The 18507-nt window shown below is 45.2% G+C and carries 2 protein-coding genes and 1 pseudogene; all 3 read right to left on the bottom strand.

Going from position 1 to position 18507, the window contains the following annotated elements; translation table 11 throughout:
• Nucleotides 1-9545 (bottom strand): annotated as a pseudogene (locus CWD90_RS21905) (collagen-like protein); the annotation flags it as partial.
• 494 nt (nt 9546-10039) lie between these two features.
• The gene (locus tag CWD90_RS21900) at nt 10040-14164 is read right to left on the bottom strand and encodes a GEVED domain-containing protein (protein ID WP_103478193.1); all 4125 of its coding nucleotides are present in this window, start codon (nt 14162-14164) and stop codon (nt 10040-10042) included.
• A gap of 215 nt (nt 14165-14379) precedes the next feature.
• Nucleotides 14380-18399 carry a beta strand repeat-containing protein gene (locus CWD90_RS21895; RefSeq protein WP_103478192.1) on the bottom strand — a complete coding sequence of 1340 codons (4020 nt, stop codon included), beginning with the start codon at nt 18397-18399 and terminating at the stop codon, nt 14380-14382.
• Nucleotides 18400-18507 lie beyond the last annotated feature (108 nt).

Below are 18507 nucleotides of genomic sequence, written 5' to 3'. Positions count from 1 at the left end.
GTATCTCCTTTAGCACCAGTGGCTCCTGTAGCTCCCGTGTCACCAGTATCTCCTTTAGCACCGGTTGCTCCTGTAGCTCCGGTATCACCTGTATCTCCTTTAGCACCGGTGGCTCCTGTAGCTCCGGTATCACCTGTATCTCCTTTAGCACCAGTGGCTCCTGTAGCTCCCGTGTCACCAGTATCTCCTTTAGCACCGGTTGCTCCTGTAGCTCCTGTATCACCTGTATCTCCTTGGGCACCGGTTGCTCCTGTAGCTCCCGTATCACCGGTATCTCCTTGGGCACCGGTTGCTCCTGTAGCTCCCGTGTCACCTGTATCTCCTTGGGCACCGGTTGCTCCTGTAGCTCCCGTATCACCTGTATCTCCTATAGCACCAGTGGCTCCTGTAGCTCCCGTGTCACCAGTATCTCCTTTAGCACCGGTTGCTCCTGTAGCTCCCGTGTCACCTGTATCTCCTTTAGCACCGGTTGCTCCTGTAGCTCCGGTATCACCTGTATCTCCTTTAGCACCAGTGGCTCCTGTAGCTCCGGTATCACCTGTATCTCCTTTGGCGCCGGTTGCTCCCGTAGCTCCCGTATCACCTGTATCTCCTTTAGCGCCGGTTGCTCCTGTGGCTCCCGTGTCACCTGTATCTCCTGTGGCTCCTGTATCACCTGTATCTCCCTTAGCTCCTGTTGGACCTTGGGCACCAGTTGGTCCCTGGGCTCCTGTGGCTCCCGTATCACCTGTATCCCCTTTGGCTCCGGTTACTCCTGTAGCTCCCGTATCACCTGTATCTCCCTTAGCGCCGGTTGCTCCTGTAGCCCCTGTGTCACCTGTATCTCCTTTAGCGCCGGTTGCTCCTGTGGCTCCCGTGTCACCTGTATCCCCTTTGGCGCCGGTTGCTCCTGTGTCACCTGTATCTCCCTTAGCTCCTGTTGGACCTTGGGCACCAGTTGGCCCTTGGGCTCCTGTGGCTCCCGTGTCACCAGTATCCCCTTTGGCTCCGGTTGCTCCTGTAGCCCCTGTGTCACCTGTATCTCCCTTAGCTCCTGTTGGACCTTGGGCACCAGTTGGCCCTTGGGCTCCTGTGGCTCCCGTGTCACCAGTATCCCCTTTGGCGCCGGTTGCTCCTGTGTCACCTGTATCTCCCTTAGCTCCTGTTGGACCTTGGGCACCAGTTGGCCCTTGGGCTCCTGTGGCTCCCGTGTCACCAGTATCCCCTTTGGCGCCGGTTGCTCCATCGTTTCCCGGAGGACCTTGCGGGCCAGCTGGTCCTTGTGGACCTGTATCAGGGTCAACCCAAGAATATATTCCGGACCCATCGGTAGAAAGTACTTGTCCGCCTGTTCCTCCACCAGGTAATTCGATTTCATTAGTGGGGTCATCATCCGCATCACGAATGTCAATAGTTGTACTACCTCCTCTTTCCAAGGCAATATTAACTGATTCATTTGCGCTTACAACCGAACTACTTACACCTTGATTATCAGTATTTAACAACGATTTATCAACCCATTCCACTGTACCAACTGCATCCGTAACCAATACTTTATCGTTACCTCCGCTTAATATGTTTTCCGTCTGAACCGCATTGTCCGCCAATTTTGCATTGGTCACCGCATCTGCTCCAAGCTTGGCAGTAACAATGGAAAGGTCCTCCACTTTGAAGGGATCCCCAGCGGTTCCAACTCCTGTAATCGTTACCTGGTCGGCAATGGCTGCAAAGCTCGACTTATCGATCCACGCCACTGTACCAACTGCATCGGTAACCAATACCTTATCGTTTCCACCTGAGGAAATATCCTCCGTTAAAATGGTACCGTTCAATATATTTTCTGTCTGAACCGCATTGTCCGCCAATTTTGCATTGGTCACCGCATCGGCACCAAGCTTGGCAGTAACAATGGAAAGGTCCTCCACCTTGAAGGGATCCCCAGCGGTTCCAACCCCTGTAATCGTTACCTGGTCGGCAATGGCTGCAAAGCTCGACTTATCAACCCATGCCACAGTACCAACTGCATCGGTAACCAATACCTTATCGCTACCTCCACTTAATATGTTTTCTGTCTGAACCGCATTGTCCGCCAATTTTGCATTGGTCACCGCATCTGCTCCAAGTTTGGCAGTAACAATGGAAAGGTCCTCCACTTTGAAGGGATCCCCAGCGGTTCCCACTCCTGTAATCGTTACCTGGTCGGCAATGGCTGCGAAGCTCGACTTATCGATCCACGCCACTGTACCAACTGCATCGGTAACCAATACCTTATCGTTTCCACCTGAGGAAATATCCTCCGTTAAAATGGTACCGTTCAATATATTTTCTGTCTGGACCGCATTGTCCGCCAATTTTGCATTCGTAACTGCATCTGCCGCCAATTCAGTAGTTCCTACTGCTCCGGCCGCTATTTCCAAAGTAACATCACCAAGCAATGCGTTAATATCGCCCCCTACAGTTAAATCTGAGGAAGTGATGTTCCCATCTCCAGTAATCGCCGTTCCATCAACTTCCAATGCCCCAGTAGATACGTTCTGTACAAGACCGCTACCCGCCACATTCGAATTGATCTTGGCTGCCGTAACAGCGTCATCCGCCAATTCATTGGCTGTAATTCCTCCGGTGGCCACATCCAATGTATAAGGGTTAACCGTTGTTCCTGCTCCCGAACGCACCAAAGTGCCATCTGTTCCATTTGTTACCTCGTTTCCTATTACACCATCTACTTCTGTTACAGTCACGGAACCTAAATCTACAAGAATCCAGTCGGTCCCATCCCATTGCATCACCTGCCCAGAGACCGTACCATCAGCTATGTTTTCCAATTGTACCGCATCATCAGCCAATTTTGCATTGGTCACCGCGTCAGGGCCTAGTTTGGAATTTACTATGGAAAGGTCCTCAACCTTGAATGGATCCCCAGCGGTTCCAACTCCTGTAATCGTTACCTGGTCCGCCAAAACAGCGAAGCTGGACTTGTCAACCCAAACTACTGTTCCAACTGCATCGGTAACCAAAACCTTATCGTTACCTCCGCTTAATATGTTTTCCGTCTGAACCGCATTGTCCGCCAATTTTGCATTGGTCACCGCATCTGCTCCAAGCTTGGCAGTAACAATGGAAAGGTCCTCCACTTTGAAGGGATCCCCAGCGGTTCCAACTCCTGTAATCGTTACCTGGTCGGCAATGGCTGCGAAGCTCGACTTATCAACCCATGCCACAGTACCAACTGCATCGGTAACCAATACCTTATCGCTACCTCCACTTAATATGTTTTCTGTCTGAACCGCATTGTCCGCCAATTTTGCATTGGTCACCGCATCTGCTCCAAGCTTGGCAGTAACAATGGACAGGTCCTCCACTTTGAAGGGATCCCCAGCGGTTCCTACTCCGGTAATCGTTACCTGATCGGAAATGGCATCGAAGCTCGACTTGTCGACCCAGGCCACTGTACCAACCGCATCGGTAACCAAAACCTTGTCATTGCCACCAGAGGAAATATCCTCTGTTAGAATGGTACCGTTCAATATATTTTCTGTCTGGACCGCGTCGTCCGCCAATTTTGCATTGGTAACCGCATCAGGGCCTAGTTTGGCCGTTACTATCGAAAGGTCCTGAACCTTGAAAGGATCGGCTGTTGTACCCACTCCGGTAATCGTTACCTGATCGGATATGGCAGCAAAGCTCGACTTGTCGATCCAGGCCACTGTACCAACCGCATCGGTTACCAAAACCTTATCGGTTCCACCAGAGGAAATATCCTCTGTTAAAATGGTACCGTTCAATATGTTTTCTGTCTGGACCGCGTCGTCAGCCAATTTAGCGTTCGTAACCGCATCAGTGCCAAGTTTGGCCGTTACTATCGAAAGGTCCTGAACCTTGAAAGGATCAGCTGTTGTTCCTACTCCGGTAATCGTTACCTGATCTGAAATGGCAGCAAAGCTCGACTTGTCGATCCAGGCAACAATGCCTGTTCCATCCGTAACCAACACTTTGTCATTTCCACCACTTAATATGTTTTCTGTCTGAACGGCGTTGTCCGCCAATTCTGCATTGGTAATACCATCCGCTGATACATCTAGTGTATAAGGATCGGCATTGGTACCTGATCCAGCGCGTACCAAAGTCGCATCAGTTGCATTTAAAATCTCGTTTCCGATTACTCCATCGACTTCGGTAACTGTTACAGAACCTAAATCAATTAGAATCCATTCGCTTCCGTCCCATTGCATTACCTGCCCGGATGTTAATCCATCAGCTATATTTTCAAGTTGTACCGCGTCGTCCGCCAATTTAGCGTTCGTAACGGCATCAGCCCCCAATTCCGTAGTTCCAACTGCCCCGGCAGCTATTTCTAGGGTAACATCCCCTAATAGAGCATTTGCATCACCACCTACCGTAAGATCTGAGGATGTAATATCCCCGTCCCCGTTAAAGGCCGTACCGTCTACCTCCAATGCACCCGTGGTCACGTTCTGTACAAGACCGCTTCCAGCAACATTGGAATTGATTTTGGCCGCGGTCACTCCGTCGTCCAATATGTTTTCTGTCTGGACCGCGTCGTCAGCCAATTTAGCGTTCGTAACAGCATCATCGCCCAATTTTATAGTCGTCACCGCTCCATCCGCCAGCTTGGCAGTTACGATGGATAGGTCCTCCACTTTGAAGGGATCTGCTGTTGTCCCAACTCCCGTAATCGTTACCTGATCGGAAATGGCATCGAAGCTCGACTTGTCAACCCAGGCCACTGTACCAGCTGCATCGGTTACTAAAACCTTGTCGGTACCTCCGCTTAATATGTTTTCCGTCTGAACTGCGTCGTCCGCCAATTTAGCGTTCGTAACCGCATCAGGGCCTAGTTTGGCCGTTACTATCGATAGGTCCTGAACCTTGAAAGGATCTGCTGTTGTACCTACTCCGGTAATCGTTACCTGATCCGAAATGGCATCGAAGCTGGACTTGTCAACCCAGGCCACTGTACCAATCGCATCGGTTACTAAAACCTTGTCGTTACCTCCGCTTAATATGTTTTCTGTCTGAACTGCGTTATCAGCCAATTCAGCATTTGTAATCCCATCTGCGGCCACATCCAATGTATACGGATCGGCATCGGTACCTGATCCAGAGCGTACCAAGGTCGCGTCAGTTGCATTTAAAATTTCATTTCCAATTACACCATCGATTTCTGTAACCGTTACGGAGCCTAAATCTATTAGAATCCAGTCGGTTCCATCCCATTGCATTACTTGCCCAGAGATCGTACCATCAGCTATGTTTTCCAATTGCACCGCATCATCAGCCAATTTAGCATTGGTAACCGCATCAGGCCCAAGCTTAGCATTTACTATGGAAAGGTCCTCCACCTTGAAGGGATCCGCAACCGTACCTAATCCCGTAATGGTCACCTGATCCGCCAAAACAGCGAAGCTGGACTTATCAACCCAAACTACCGTTCCAACTGCATCCGTAACCAAAACCTTATCGTTACCACCTGAAGAGATATCCTCTGTTAAAATGGTACCGTTCAATATATTTTCTGTCTGAACTGCATTGTCCGCCAGTTTGGCGTTAGTCACTGCATCGTCATCCAGTTTTACTGTGGTCACTGCTCCATCGGCAAGTTTGGCCGTAACAATAGATAGGTCCTCAACCTTAAAAGGGTCGGCAACCGTGCCCACTCCTGTGATCGTTACTTGATCCGAGATGGCATCGAAGCTGGACTTGTCCACCCAGGCCACTGTACCAACTGCATCGGTCACTAAAACCTTGTCGTTACCACCAGAAGAGATATCCTCTGTTAGAATGCTACCGTTCAATATATTTTCTGTCTGAACTGCATTGTCCGCCAGTTTGGCGTTAGTCACTGCATCGTCATCCAGTTTTACTGTGGTCACTGCTCCATCGGCAAGTTTGGCCGTAACAATGGATAGGTCCTCAACCTTAAAAGGGTCGGCAACCGTGCCCACTCCTGTGATCGTTACCTGATCCGAAATGGCATCGAAGCTGGACTTGTCAACCCAAGCTACTGTACCAACCGCATCGGTTACCAAAACCTTGTCATTGCCACCAGAGGAAATATCCTCTGTTAGAATGGTACCGTTCAATATGTTTTCTGTCTGAACTGCGTCGTCCGCCAATTTAGCGTTTGTAACCGCATCCGGGCCTAATTTGGCCGTTACAATGGATAGGTCCTCAACCTTAAAAGGGTCGGCAACTGTGCCCACTCCTGTAATCGTTACTTGGTCCGATATAGCATCAAAGCTGGATTTATCAACCCAGGCCACCGTACCGACAGCATCGGTCACTAAAACCTTGTCATTTCCACCGGAAGCCAAATCCTCTGTAAGGATGGTCCCGTTCAATATATTTTCTGTCTGAACTGCGTCATCCGCCAGTTTGGCGTTGGTCACTGCATCAGCACCCAATTTTACAGTAGTCACCGCTCCATCGGCAAGTTTTGCCGTTACGATGGAAAGGTCTTCTACCTTGAAAGGATCCGCAACCGTGCCCACTCCTGTAATCGTTACTTGGTCCGATATAGCATCAAAGCTGGATTTATCAACCCAGGCCACAGTACCAACAGCATCCGTAACCATAACCTTGTCATTTCCACCGGAAGCCAAATCCTCTGTAAGGATGGTCCCGTTCAATATGTTTTCTGTCTGGACCGCGTTGTCCGCCAGTTTGGCGTTGGTCACAGCATCAGCACCCAGTTTTACTGTGGTTACCGCTCCATCGGCCAATTTTGCCGTAATTATGGATAGGTCCTCAACCTTGAAGGGATCGACCGTAGTACCAACTCCGGTAATCGTTACCTGATCGGCAATGGCATCGAAGCTGGATTTGTCAACCCAGGCCACAGTACCAACAGCATCCGTAACCATAACCTTGTCATTTCCACCGGAAGCCAAATCCTCTGTAAGGATGGTCCCGTTCAATATATTTTCTGTCTGAACTGCGTCATCCGCCAGTTTGGCGTTAGTCACTGCATCGTCATCCAATTTTACAGTGGTCACCGCTCCATCGGCCAATTTTGCCGTAATTATGGATAGGTCCTCAACCTTAAAAGGGTCGGCAACTGTGCCCACTCCTGTAATCGTTACCTGATCTGAGATGGCATCGAAGCTGGACTTGTCCACCCAGGCCACTGTACCAACAGCATCGGTTACTAAAACCTTATCGTTACCTCCGCTTAATATGTTTTCTGTCTGGACCGCGTTGTCCGCCAGTTTGGCGTTGGTTACAGCATCAGCACCCAATTTTACAGTGGTCACCGCTCCATCGGCCAGTTTTGCCGTTACGATGGAAAGGTCCTCAACCTTGAAGGGATCGGCCGTAGTACCAACTCCGGTAATCGTTACCTGATCGGCAATGGCATCGAAGCTGGATTTGTCAACCCAGGCCACCGTACCGACAGCATCCGTAACCATAACCTTGTCATTGCCACCGGAAGCCAAATCCTCTGTAAGGATGGTCCCGTTAAATATGTTTTCTGTCTGTACCGCATCATCGGCCAGTTTGGCGTTGGTCACTGCATCATCACCCAATTTCACAGTAGTCACCGCTCCATCGGCCAGTTTTGCAGTTACGATGGAAAGGTCCTCAACCTTAAAAGGGTCGGCAACGGTGCCCACTCCCGTAATCGTTACTTGGTCCGATATAGCATCAAAGCTGGATTTATCAACCCAGGCCACCGTACCGACAGCATCCGTTACTAAAACCTTATCGTTTCCACCGGAAGCCAAATCCTCTGTAAGGATGGTCCCGTTCAATATATTTTCTGTCTGAACTGCGTCGTCCGCCAGTTTGGCGTTGGTCACTGCATCAGCACCCAATTTTACAGTAGTCACCGCTCCATCGGCAAGTTTTGCAGTTACGATGGAAAGGTCTTCTACCTTGAAAGGATCCGCAACCGTGCCCACTCCCGTAATCGTTACCTGATCTGAGATGGCATCGAAGCTGGACTTGTCCACCCAGGCCACTGTACCAACAGCATCGGTTACTAAAACCTTATCGTTACCTCCGCTTAATATATTTTCTGTCTGAACTGCGTCATCCGCCAGTTTGGCGTTGGTTACAGCATCAGCACCCAATTTTACAGTGGTCACCGCTCCATCGGCAAGTTTTGCAGTTACGATGGAAAGGTCCTCAACCTTAAAAGGGTCGGCAACCGTGCCCACTCCCGTAATCGTTACCTGATCTGAGATGGCATCGAAACTGGATTTGTCTACCCAGGCCACTGTGCCAACAGCATCCGTAACCATTACCTTATCATTTCCTCCCGAGGCCAAATCCTCTGTAAGGATGGTCCCGTTCAATATGTTTTCTGTCTGTACCGCATCATCGCCCAGTTTGGCGTTGGTCACTGCATCATCACCCAATTTCACAGTGGTTACCGCTCCATCTGCAAGTTTTGCCGTTACTATGGATAGGTCCTGAACCTTAAATGGATCGGCTGTAGAGCCAACTCCCGTAATCGTTATCTGATCGGCAATGGCATCGAAGCTGGATTTGTCAACCCAGGCCACTGTACCGACTGCATCCGTAACAATTACCTTATCGTTTCCACCAGAGGAAATATCCTCTGTTAAAATGGTACCGTTCAATATATTTTCTGTCTGGACCGCGTCATCCGCCAATTTTGCATTGGTCACCGCATCGTCACCCAATTTAGCCGTAACGATAGATAGGTCCTCTACCTTGAAAGGATCTGCAGCGGTCCCTACCCCCGTAATCGTTATCTGGTCCGCAACGGCGGCAAAGCTGGACTTGTCCACCCAGGCCACTGTACCGACCGCATCCGTAACCATTACCTTGTCTGTTCCTCCGGAGGCCATATCCTCTGTCAAAATAGTACCGTTCAATATGTTTTCTGTCTGAACTGCGTCATCCGCCAGTTTGGCGTTGGTCACTGCATCGTCACCCAATTTTGCAGTTACAATAGACAAGTCTTCCACTTTGAAAGGATCGGCGGTGGTGCCCGCTCCGGTAATTGTTATTTGATCGGATATTGTTGCAAAGCCCGACTTATCAACCCAAGCAACCAAACCTGTTCCATCGGTAACCAAAACCTTGTCGTTACCTCCACTTAATATATTCTCAGTCTGAACTGCATTATCGGCCAATTTAGCATTGGTCACCGAATCGTCACCTATTTCCAAAATTACATCACCCAACAAAGCATTTACATCCCCACTTACATCTATTGTGCTGGAAGTTATATTACCATCACCGCTAAGACTACTTAAATCAGCATTAAAGGTTCCGCCATTTTCAAGGGTAAGGGTTAATTGATTATTGCTTGGATTAAAGCTAAAAACTTGAAGTTGCTGGCTATCTGTAGATGTTAACTCCCAAGAATCTCCATCCCAAAAATAAATAGTCCCCGTATTAGTATTTACATATATATTTCCAATGTCAGCGCCTGTTGGCATTGTTGTCCCAGGAGCAGTTACAAGTGTGCCACTGAGCACCTCGCAATTACACTGGTCTTCCAAATTCACTGTAGTTTGCGCCGATGCAAATCCAGAAATTAGAAATATGATTAATAAAATGCCCTTCTTCATGATATATACTTTACTTAAGTTGGTCTTTGTTCAATTGGTATTAATAAGTTCTAAACCGAATTAATTTTTCATTAACTCTCTAAAACTCATTGGAAAATTTATAATCTGGGAAAATCCTAAGTATTGGGTTAGAACGAATAAGGACTCTCTTTGTGGCATATTAAACCATATTGAAAAAATGTTCTTATTCGAAATGTCCATAAGTAGGTTTTTATATTTTTTAAAATGGCAAAATTTAATGTTTGTCCTATTTTTTTAATTAAACAGATCTATAACACCATACAAAATTAACCGTATGCTTGGCTGAAAGAAATAAATGTTGTGTAACCCCATATTTATACTGTCTATACATGAATAATTGAGGTTTTCATTTGTTTTAAGTCAAAATTCACAACTAATTCACTCGTCGATTATCCTAATAATAGCAACGCTTGCCGAAATTTAATTGTGGGAAAAATCACATGAATTGACTTTTTTTGGTTCGAAAGAATTATTTAATTCTTTTTAACTCTATGTGTTATTCTTCTATTGGTAATCACAGTTTTTACTTGAACGGTAAGGAGTGCTGATGAGGACGCTACTGCAGTACAGCTGGACCCGGATTTAGAGGCCAAAATCCTAAATCGATAGCCATTATTAACTGTTTCAACGTTTTTCACTGTCAATGTATTTGTCTGTGTTCCAGCATATTCAACACCATCAGCTATATTATTAAATATAACTCCACCATCAGTACTGAGTTGCCATTGATAGGTATCTGCATTTGTAGAAGAGGCTGTGAATACCACGTTATCCCCTACAAATGCTGTTTTATCGGGCCCTATTGTTGCGGTGGATGGAGTATCCTCTGTAATCGTTATAGCCGTTCTAGTTGCACTTAGGCATCCAGTTATCGTATTCCTTGCTTCGGCATAATAAGTTCCAGGACCACTAGGCGTGTAACTTAGGCTTCCTGCCAATAACAAGGTGCCCGCTGAAGCAGCGTCGTACCAGTCAACCGTTTGAGCCGCGGCTACAGTAGCGTTAATAGTAGCTACTGGACTCCCAGAGCAATAGGCTTTATTCCCGCCGCTGTTCGGGGCGTTTACTGTAGGGCAGGAACAATCCGGCGCGGTTACGGGTAGAGTTTCAATACATCCATTGCTGTCTGTAACGGTAAGAACTATATTAGCCCCTTCAGGGACATTGGTTATACTCCAAACATTTCCCGAAGTATTTGTTACCGTCCCTGCAGTACTCGTAACTGTACCTGTACTTACCGTAACTTGTAAAGAATAGGCCGTCAAAAATAAATTACATGACGGGGATCCCGTCACAGTAATGGTGGGCTTTGGATTGACTGTAAGATTAACCGAATTTGAAGTAACCGGATCACAAATATGGCTTGAGTTGGATACGATTACCCTATATTGGTTACCATCATCCGAGTTCTGGGCATTTGTTATGTTCAATTGGTTAGTAGTACTACCACTATGAATTCCCGAATCCGTAAGGTTTACCCAAATGGATCCATTAAAAAACTGCCATTGGTAGGTGTCAACGTTGGATGCTACGACCGAGAAAAAGGTATCCCCGTCCTCGCAAATACTTTCGTCCGTTGGTTGTGTATCAATAACGGGGGCAGCTTCCGCTTCCCTGTAATCAGGCGTTCCGTTCCCATCCCCATCAGCAGGAACAGTATATGCGGCAGAAGTTACAGTACCATCAGGATTTACCAAAGGGGGATTTCCGGTACCGTAAAATCCATTGCCATCACCATCAGCGCTTGCATTGGCATAGGCCTCATTAGCGTCGTTACATCCGTCCCCATCACTATCCGAATCCAAATAATCGGGTGGAGAAGTACCATCGGTATTTCTAAGCGTATAATTGATTATTCCGCTTTCAGGAGCGGTCTCTACAACATTGGCCAAGCCATTGGCCCCATAGCCACTGTTGACCACTCCATTGGTATGCGATTGATTATGGCCAGCTTCAACTGCATCATAAATACCATCATTATCAGAATCAAGATCCAAATGGTTGGGGACACCATCCAAGTCCGAATCATACACATCCGGAACCCCATCACTATTTCCATCCGCATAATTTGTGGGTGATCCATCTCCACCATTACCATTGTCTACGGTATCTTCCCAATTAAAGTTACCATCCCCATCTTCATCGCCATAAGGATTATTTCCATTGGCTTCTTCCAAATCCGGAATCCCATCGTTATCATTATCGAGATCAATATTATCTGGAGTACCATCATTATCAGTATCGGGTACACAGGTAGTCGTAATGGTAGAAGAACTGGCATCCACATAACTAATGTATTTATGAGGCCCGTCTGTTGCCTGCTTGAATCTGATATACAACCAATCAAAAGGGGATATAAAGGTAAAATCCAACACGGCGTTATTGCCAACTTGTGTCCATGGTCCAGTAGCACTGGCCGAAACCCATATATCAAAATCGTCACCATCTGGCCCATGCACGGTTACAGACTTCCCAGAATTGATAATTTGCCCCATTTCAAGGTGCATTTCATTATCATTATCTTTAAACCTGGCCAAAGTGGTATTATTATTGCCCAAGGCATTTGTTGGATCCAAAACCTTTTTATTGTACACTACGGATGTCGCATAAACAGCAGTTGTGGTTGTAGTTTCATATAATGTACTTCCTAGTGGACAGGCAGTATCATCCTGTATCATAACCTGGTAATCTTCCACTTCCCCATTACTTGCCTCTGAATTTCCAGGTGGCAATCCAGTATCCGAAGAAAACCTAAAACGGGCATAGGAAGTACCTATGCTTGCTGTTCCGGGCACGGCCACATTAAGGGTAATGCCACCACCACTAGGGGCTACATTGGTGGCAATCTGTTCTCCGGGGTCATCAAAATCACCATCCCTATTAAAATCGATCCAGGCGCTTAAAACTCCTGAACCATTAGTAATTATATTTATGACCTTGGTGGTTCCACGATCCAGAACCTGTCCGCTAAAATCGATTCCTCCACTGGTTACACCATCTTCATCGTCTCCGGTATTGTCATCACTATTTCCGATACTGAAATTCATAAAAGGGTTTTCACTATCCGGTGCAACAGAACCCAAATAAATTGAAATTGGGGTTGATGTCAGAACAGGTAATAAATGGGCCGCATAGCCGTAGGTTGCAGGTGCATCACCAGCATCATTCCGAGTTCCAAGGTTTCCCATTATTGATTCAACATCCCCTGTGCTACCTAGTTGGGCAGCTGGAGTTAAAGCACCCGTTGTAGTATTTACGATGAAAATGGTCCTTCCCAAACCCACATTATTTTCATCTTCTATATAATTTGTTCCGTCACTGGCATATGTAATTCCTTCGCCATCAATGGCAGAAGAAGTGGTAAAGGCATAAGTTGTAACCCCAGTTGTAATGTCTACAGTATAATAATCAACATTATTGTCATTCTGAATATAAAACTCGGCTGTATCCGGATTCCACGAAATTCCATCTGCCGAAGTTCTGGCCCCCGACAATACAATCGGATATCCGGAATAGGGGGACCATGCTGGTTGCGAACCGTCCACATTGGGATTAATTGCCATTATGCGATCGGCACCTCCACTTGTTCCATTATTATAAACAATAACTAGGACTTCTTCACCTGTATTATTATTGATATAAAATTCCGCTCCTTCGACATGCCCTGGTACTATACCCGTTTTCACCAAGGTGGCAACGCCTGTTGTTGGATCAATGGAATACATATCGGAACTTGGTGTGGGTTCATCTCCCTCAAAAACATATACCTGTCTATCCGTAGATCTATAGCCACCTCCTTCTCCTGAAAAGATAATTGAGGAGCCCCCATACGTAATATTGGTAACGGTAGGAGAAGGCAAGGGCGAAGCAGTTGGATCTGGCGCTACAGCATACAATTCAGACCTATTATCGGCCATATAATAAATATAGGGTAGTCCCCTGTTTAGGTTTGGTATTATTGCAGGCAAAGGCGTTAATGGAGGTGCCGTAAAATCAGCCACAATGGTCAAAACGGGTGATTTGGAAGAATCCCCGTTGTAGGCTTCCGCAGTACGTTCACCTGAACCATTAATTATGAAAGCCATGGAATTACCATTGCTCCATCCACCTCTATTTACAATTTCTTGTACAATGGCTGTAAGACTTGGTGTCTGTTGATTAGCCCCGGATTGTCCTACGGTATTCCAAGAAGGAATATTATTCCAAGCAACAGATGCCGAAGTCAATGTTCTACTGGAAATATTATAATTTGTGCTGGAAAAGATGCTGGCATTGTCTGAATCATCACCTCTAATGGTAACCGAAGTGCTTCCACTGTCGGTCTCATCCGTTGTAAATTGAATACTAGCACTTAAAATGGTGGTTCCTTGAGGAATGTTTATATTTTGGAAACGAATACCCACATATTGGTTTGTTCCCCCATCACTGGTCAATTCCAAATCGGAACTGCCAAGATCCATATTTCCATTGGAAACCCGCTCTTCAGCATCATCATTGCCTTGAGCCACCTGTGAGGTGATTGTAGTCTGTGCAGAAGCAATTCCTGCGAAGACCATCAGTAAGCTAAAAATAATTTTATGTAAGCTTGGAAATCTCATTCAACAAGTTTAGACCAGTAAATAGAAAGTACTTACTAGATTACAAAACTACCACAGTGAAAGAATGAGGAAAATAAATGTTGTGTATTGCGCAAATAACACTGCAAAGCCACTAAAGTATGAAGTTTAATAGTTTTAACCTCTGACCTTAAAGCCCATTTAATTAATTAAAAATCTATATATCAAGTATTTACCTGCATTATATATTGGTTTAATTAATTATTGTTAACCCTAAATGTTATTCTCCTGTTAGTAATCAGGGTGTAAGTCTTTATAACACTTTGTGGTGAAAACTCTGAGGTAGAATTCGCAACCGTAGCCGTTGATGTTATAAAATTTCCGATAACCAAGCCCGGAGGCATTGGAATTGTAAATTTAAATCTATTTGTGTTATCCGTATTTCCATCCAAATCTGTATAGGGCAAAGTTCCAGAGTCCGTATCCGAAACACTACCTTCAATTAAAGTGGCCAAATATGTTTGTCCCTCGCCATAGTCAGTAGTCTTACCCAATTGATTGGCTCCAGCTGATGCACTTCCTTGGCTTATGTCCGTTAAAAACAGTTCTATTATCGCCCCAGGTCGTGACCAACCTTCAATTGTTAAATTGGAACCTGATGCGTAAGCTCCAAATAAAATCGGAAAATTAATAACCCCATTGGGCCCATTATCAGCATCTCCATTATCATTCAGGGTTACTCCATCCCCCATTGCATTGGACAGATCAATATCAATACCTAAAGCCGGACTTGCAGTTCCGTTGGCGTAGAACGAATTACGTGACACTAAGTTTCCCGTGGTATTACCACCGGACAAAACAAGACCTGCACCCCCATTGTTATTAATAATATTATTAAAAACTGTAGAATTACTTCCGTCCAGTTTTATTCCAACATTTTCAATGCGCCCACTACAATTTCCGCCGTTTAAACCCGAATTTCTAATAGTATTATCTAAAATTGTCAGAGAACCTGCAAAACCCTGACCATCTATACCTAAGGATGCGGCTCTATCTATTAAATTTCTTCTTATAATTATACCTGATCCACTTTGAATCTTTATGTTGTCGGAACAGGCGGCATTACCATTGTCGGTAATATGATTATTCTGTATCACTGTAGATGTTCCTCCATTGATCAAAATACCGGCGTCCGTATTTCTACTTATATAATTTCCATCAATTAGTGCGGTTCCCCCATTAATTCTAACTCCGGTAGTTATGTTGCCAGATGCAATTCCTGCGGCATTTACACCCAACAGATTGGCCATTAAAGTTGAAGAACCACTTTCAACCCTTATTCCTGCATTAGAATTTGAAAATACAGCAACATTTCGGATTAAATCATTACTGCCCTGTAATCGTAAAACATCTCCAGCATTGCGTTGAATTTGAATCTCAGGTAGTTCATAATTAGGAAGTACTACGGCATTGGTACCTACTGTAGAACCTCCAGATCCAACTGTACCATTGTTGGTATTTCCGGAAAATGCGGTTTGTGTGCGTCCGTCTATATTTGTATTGGTACCTGTTATTGAGGACAGTGTATATACATCCGATATTGCTATATTAAAATAACCACCAACAAAATTAGCATCGGCCGTTCTACCCAATGGGTCTGAGGTTGGGGGAATCATAAATATTGAAGTGTCGTCCCCAGCTGCGGGATCAAAAATAGAGTTAGCCTCGATATCCAATCCTGATTCATTTAAGTTATTGGAATTGACAATAAATTGTTCCAAGGAACCTTGTCCAATTGGGTTGGTATTGACAATCGTATTAAAGTTGAAGCCAAAATCTATGCCTACTACCCCATCACCTGCCACGGAGACCGTTGAAACACTCTGGGCATTATTTAAAACACCCAACGCTACATCTTGCTGTGAGCTGGGATAGGCACCTCCTACTTCGTCCGTTACCTCTATCAATGAAGATGGACCACGATACTTCCTAAACGTTTGTACCGGATAACAGGTGGAGCAATTGAGCCCACCCCTATTGGATTTAACAGTTGAATTGACCGCTTTTATACGATACGCCCCATCCGACATGCCCCCAAAGGAATAGTACCCATTTATGTCGGTATTTTTTCTCTGTATAAAGGTTCCTGAGGAATTAAAAAGTTCTACAATTGCACCTGATACCGCTGTTCCTCCGGATACCACTCTATTCCTACCCGGCCCACCAGGATAATTAATATCCTCAAACACTGTCCCCGCAATTAAATTGGAGGGTACTTTGAGCACAACAGCCGCTGATATCACAAAATCCTGCCCCACATTGACATTTGCAGTAACCTGACTATCCGAAGGCAGAATATAACTAGATATGTCATAGGTATCCAAATCTACACCATGAGAATTGGAAGTATTGTAAATAGGTACTACAGTATTATCATAAATGGTGGAATTGTAGGCATTGTTGCCAGTTTGTCCCCCGTCCCCAGAAAGGATATAGGTAGTACCTGATTGATTGGTTATTGAAAGTCGCTCTGGGTTGGTAGAACCAGAACTAGACCCGTCCAAGTTGGGGTCTCCTTCCCATGATAAAAAAGTAGCTTTTGCTCCGGATCCCGCTATTGCATAGAAGGAATCCAAAGTAAATGAGGTACCGGCATTGCTTAGACCATCAAAACCTTGATATAAGTTAATGTTTACGGCAGGCAATGAGGCATCTTCATAAAATACGATCAAGGTCCATCCTCCTAGCACGGTAGCGGTTGAACAATAATTACCTGTATTGTCAATATCCAGATCACTAAAATCGTAAGTATTGGTTGAGGGATTGGCAATCCCTTGAACAATACTTGTTACATCACTGACATAGCCATAAAAGTTTCTATTGGTAAGAGTGGTCTGATACAAATAATTTGCTGAAACATTTTGGCCTTCAAAAGTTACATTTTGATCACGAACACTATTTGAATGCGCCCAGTACAAATAGGCTCTTTCTATTGTAGCCGTAACGGGTATTGGAGAAATTAAAGTATTGGAAGAGGAGGTAGTTATAGCACATGCGTTACCACTGTTGCTTTGAGTTCTTAAGGTACCACCCGTAGAAGAATAATCATAATAACCATCAAACTCCTGAAAGAGGGTTAATGGATCATTGGCCAAAATCTGGGTATTGATTGTGCCGGTTCCAGTGTCCGAATAATTGATGGTGCCGTATGCCGCTGAGGCCCCTGTAAACCTAATCGTAAATTCTTCGGCGTTCTCAGGTATACCGTCGTTGGTTATGGGCACTGATATAGTCTGTACATTGCCCAATTGACCATTAAAGGTCAAAGTCCCCGACGTTGCCGTATAATCGCTCCCAGCCAAAGCTGAACCATTTACCGTTTCAAAATTAACAGTAAACGGCGCATGAATAAAGCTGAACAAAAATGTATATCCATGGCGAACACGTGTTTGCGTGACCGTAAAAACGGCATTACCTACTGTTTCATCAAAAGAAATATCATTTATTACTATTTTAGGCCCTTCAACCATACATCTTACAGCAGCCTGCCACCCAGTTCCTGTTCCACTACTATTGGAAGTAAATTTAAAGGTTAAACAGCCAGCGGCACCATAAGGTGAATCGATTGAGGTAGGAATATTATTGTTATCATAGACACCAATGGGTGTCCCTGTTGCCGTAGCGCCTGCATAAACATAAAGAACATCACCAATGGCTACATCAAAACTCGTAAAATCTACACTAATATAATTATTTGTAATATCAGGGCAAATAGTATGAACCCTATTTTCATTATTACCATAACTGCCACCAAAACTTCCCGAATCAAAGAAAACAGCATTACAGGTATTGGTGGTTGCGCCATTGGTTATAATTAAGGCGTCATTATCCAATATGGTCCCTGTGCCAATTGCCGTAATATCCACTGTGGCGTTGGATTTAGCCGTGAAATTGATGGTATATGTTTCCAAATCCTCTACAATGACGTCATCTAATATATTTATCACTATTGTTCTTGTAACGCCGGAGGCCCCTGTAAAACTTAAAGTACCTGTTTTGGCCGTATAATCGCTCCCAGAGGTGGCACTGCCGTTAGCAGTGGCGTAGTTTATCGTAAAGGCTCCTGCTGCATTAGAACCGGTGTGCGTTACCGTGAAGGTTGCTGTTCCGGCATTTTCATTGACAGTTACATTGTTAATGGTCATAATAGGCCCAAAAGTGGCAGTGAACTGAACATTATCTATGTAATAGTAATCATCCTTTATAATACTCCCCAATTTTAGGACAGCAAGTTAAGTTGTAATTTAACCCTGTCAAATATGAAGAGATCAAGAAGAAAATTCAGTGCATCGTTCAAGGCCAAAGTGGCCATTGAGGCGTTAAAG

Origin of the sequence: Arenibacter catalasegens, from assembly GCF_002909235.1 — a bacterium.
GTDB lineage: Bacteria > Bacteroidota > Bacteroidia > Flavobacteriales > Flavobacteriaceae > Arenibacter > Arenibacter catalasegens.
The sequence above is the reverse complement of the archived record's forward strand: the minus strand, read 5'-3'. Positions and strand labels throughout refer to the sequence as shown.